Source organism: Flavobacteriales bacterium (assembly GCA_013214975.1).
GTDB lineage: Bacteria > Bacteroidota > Bacteroidia > DT-38 > DT-38 > DT-38.
The window spans coordinates 1-4,068 of sequence record JABSPR010000172.1 but is presented as its reverse complement, the minus strand read 5'-3'; the positions used below and the strand labels follow the sequence as shown (position 1 = coordinate 4,068).

Annotated in this window: 2 protein-coding genes; both read right to left on the bottom strand. The window is 41.1% G+C overall.

The features are described from left to right. Positions 1-3,467 (bottom strand): hypothetical protein (locus HRT72_06095; protein ID NQY67278.1); only part of this gene is annotated, 3,467 nt, incomplete at its 3' end. Between the two features lie 397 nt (positions 3,468-3,864). After that, positions 3,865-4,068 (bottom strand): T9SS type A sorting domain-containing protein (locus tag HRT72_06090; protein ID NQY67277.1); only part of this gene is annotated, 204 nt, incomplete at its 5' end.

Genomic DNA, 4,068 nt, shown 5'->3' with positions numbered 1-4,068 from the left:
GTTGCATTTCCACAATCACCAGCTACATCACATGTATAACTTCCTGCATCACCAGATACAATTCCAATAATCGCGTACGATGCAGATGTGGCTCCACTAATATCTTGACTATCCTTTTGCCATTGATACGTTAGGTTAGTCCCAGTAGCTGTAGTATTAAAAATCACATCCGTACCAGCGCATTGTGTTGCACTATTTGGATCGCCGGTAATGATGATCGCATCATCCAAAACTAGAACAGCAGAACCTGATGTTGCATTTCCACAATCACCAGCTACATCACATGTATAACTTCCTGCATCACCAGATACAATTCCAATAATCGCGTACGATGCAGATGTGGCTCCACTAATATCTTGACCATCTTTTTGCCACTGATAGGTTAAGTTTCCTCCAATTGCAGTAGTATTAAACGTTACATCCGTTCCATCGCATTGCGTTGCACTACTCGGATCTCCAGTAATAGTAGTCGCTGCATTTACGGCAAGTACTGCAGCAGCTGAAGAAGTAGTTCCGCAACCACTACTCACATCACAGGTATAACTTCCTGCATCCCCAACAACTAATCCTGTTATTGAATAAGATGTAGATGTAGCGCCGTTTATATCTTGACCATCTTTCTGCCATTGATAGGTTAAACCTCCGCCAGTTGCTGTAGTACTAAAAGTAATATCCGTACCTGCACATTGTGTTGCACCCATTGGCTGTCCGGTAATCAACATCCCACCCAAAGAAAGAGCCGCAAAGTCCGAAGACACTATTCCATTAGCGCCGCTCACCATACAGGAATAATTAGCGACATCATTCGCCGCTATTCCGTTAATACTATAGGAGGTTGCAACAGCTCCAACAATATCAACTTCATCCTTTTGCCATTGATAGGTTAAATTAGTACCAGTTGCAGTTATATTAAAAGTAACGTTAGCTCCCAAGCAGTCCGAAACACTACTTGGCTGACTTGAAACAGCAGTTTGAACATCGGCAACTTCGATAATTATATTAGGTGTCATCACCCCAAAGTTTCCAGCGCCACCGCATTTTTCCGTCATCCTCCACCTGAAGTCGTAATGCCCGGGTGTTAATGGAGCAGTAATATTAAACGAAAATGTTTTTTGTTGGCCAGTCGTGATAACATCTGCGTTATCTAAGTTAACCACAGTTAACCCCCATGTAGCGTTTCCAGCCGGATTCTCCGCACGTATTTTATGACATCCCGGCGTTTTCGTCCAATCCGTTAAACCATTATTCTCCATTATAATCGTAACTGGCAGAACTTCACCAGGTAACATTGTTGTTGGTGTAGTTTGCGAAACAAACGCAGCATCTAATGTGTTAAGCACATTATTTCCGCAATTTGCACCTACCATTCCTTGCCAATTCCCCAAAGGCCATGCAGCATCACACCAGTCTACTAAGCTTTGTAGAATTACTGGATCTACACATAATTCATCCAGCATAGGAATTAAAATGTAGAAGAAGTCTGCATGATATTGAGATGATCCTGAAAATACCAATCCATTGGTAAAAGCCACGTTTGCCGCCGAAGGTGTATAGGACTCTGGCTCCAGATCTGTCCATGAATTTAATGAACGTGGCCAAGTATTTAAGTCATGTTTGTTTACCTCGGTTACCCAATTCTCAATAATCGAATTATACATTTTTACACGTAATCCGGCATCATTGGAATTAAGCGATTCCATTGCTGTTTCATCCCCTTGGTCAGTACTAAACATCCACCATAAGTGAACGTAACGCATCCGCCATCCCAACTCGAAATCATTTGGCACAAAGGTGTTACTCCTGGATTGCCATAACTTCATTAAAGATGTAATGTATCGAAATCCTTCCGCTGGTCCACCCGTGTAAAGCATATCGTTAATATGAAGAAAGTGGTAACTCCAATCCATCGGTCCGCCTTTGTGTAGCTGCTCATATTCACCGGCCTGGATAGTCATTTGTAGTTGATACCATACGGAAGACATATACTTCCCTTCTCTTAGTGGCTGCCAATTAAAATTTAATGTATTGCTTGATGTGAAATGCGGTGCTACTTCAAAAACAGTTCTATCCGTTCCGGGCCATTGCCTTGTTCCTTCCACTGGGTCAAGTAAACCAACAGCAGGTTCCAAATGAGCCATGTATTCCAGATCATAGTCGTGCATAAATTCAAAGAACTTCACCACCATCCATTTAGAATAATTTGTTTTGGTAAATTCTAACCCATATTGGGCGTTACGATCGTCTACCGTTGTTCCCGTCAAAACACCCCAGTGATCCGTTCTAGCTCTAACTCCATATTCTCCCAAGTCAATCCAATCTTTAACCACTGCTTGAAAGTCATCTATGAGAGGAATTACATTGCCCGAAGAAATTAAGGTGGCAATATCCGAAGACCCCAAAGTAGAAATTACACTTTGGTATTCTGCCTCAGCGATTCCCGATTCAAAATAATTAGTTGGCCATAAATCTTTCGGATGAATCACTGGCAGCCACGACTTCCAATCTGGGAATTGCATTGCGATTGGTAATTCCGTTACATCTAGATATGAATCAAAATCCACAACTGCATCCACTTCCGCCTGACTTGTTCCATTTGGGAAGAGGTATGGTTCCATATCTGTATCGTTATCCAATACAGCATCTAAACCTGCACCAGCGGCCCATTCTTCAATCGGAGCACCATCCAACTCTGCACCTGGTTGATAAGGAGGATTCCAAGGTCTACCTGGCCTGCCTGTAGACAACGATCTAATATAAGAGGCTATCTCTTCAGCCTCCGTTTGGTTCAACCCATGAAACTTAGATCGCTCAATAATTGAAAGGTTAGAGTAACTGAAATACTCTAAGTCAAAACCAGATTTTACGTGGCAGTCCATGCATTTCGCATTCATGATAGTAGGGGTTCCCGGAAAAACAAGGTTAGCCGTTTCCCATAAAACTTGCCCGTTGGCAATAGCCGCAGCACCAGCAATAGGAGCAGTCCATGAATCTGGATCGTCGAAATAAAAATCGTTTGCAGGAATAAGGTTACTTCCACCTGCATCCAGAACATTAAATCTAACTACCCTATATCCCATAGAGAGACCATCGTGCTCGTTAAATCTAAAATCGATCGTGTTCGCTCCAGTAACAAAACCAGACATCGGAACAGAAAAACGAACCGTAGAAATTTCTCCTCCGATTCCACCAAAGGAGAGTTCAGGTTCTGCCATATTAACATTTGCATTCGTTATGGTAAACCATGGACCTCCATTTATTCGGATCGATGCCTTATCGTCGTAAGATAAATTATTTACCTGCATCCATACCTCTGTAGCTGCAGCTCCAGAGGTCAAGTTGAAAGTCCGTGGGACGACGGTATAATCTGATCCAATTACCTCTACCGGTAGTTGAATCGTTTGTGCACTAAGATTTAAAATGGAGAAAAGAGATATGCCTAGTATGGCGATAAGTATATATTTTTTCATCTGGATGTTAGTTGTTTTGTTCCTTTAAAAGTCGGAAAAAATCAGGACTTATCTTACAATAAACAACTAATAACGAGACTTGTATAAGATCTAGGTAAACAATAATTATTAGCTATCTATTAATTATACATCTATTATATTTAATAGTAATTACTATTAAATAACAATCAGACCATACGAGTTAAGAAACGTTCACAAAGTGCTCGATTAAATTTATCCACTACGCAAGAGCGTTTTATGATAAGGTGCCTTAATCAACCCTTATATTTCGTACTATTAACCTTCAATTGTAACCAAGACTCACTCCAAAGTAGCATAGCAATGAAAGAAATAGCAATCTTGGGATGGAGAAACTGGTGAAGCAGCTCACCGAATAAGTAACACTTGTTGTTAGGAACTAGTTCCTAACAACAACTTTTTGAATTAAGTCGCCCTGTTCCGTTTTTACTTTTGCAACATAAATCCCTCCAGCCTCTTTGGATAAGTCGAACCGATTTACGTTCCCAGTATCACTTACTACGCTCGCTCCTTCCATCGAAAATACCTCAACGCTCAATACTTTGTGATCAGAAATTATTGTAAATATGCCTGGACTTTCTTG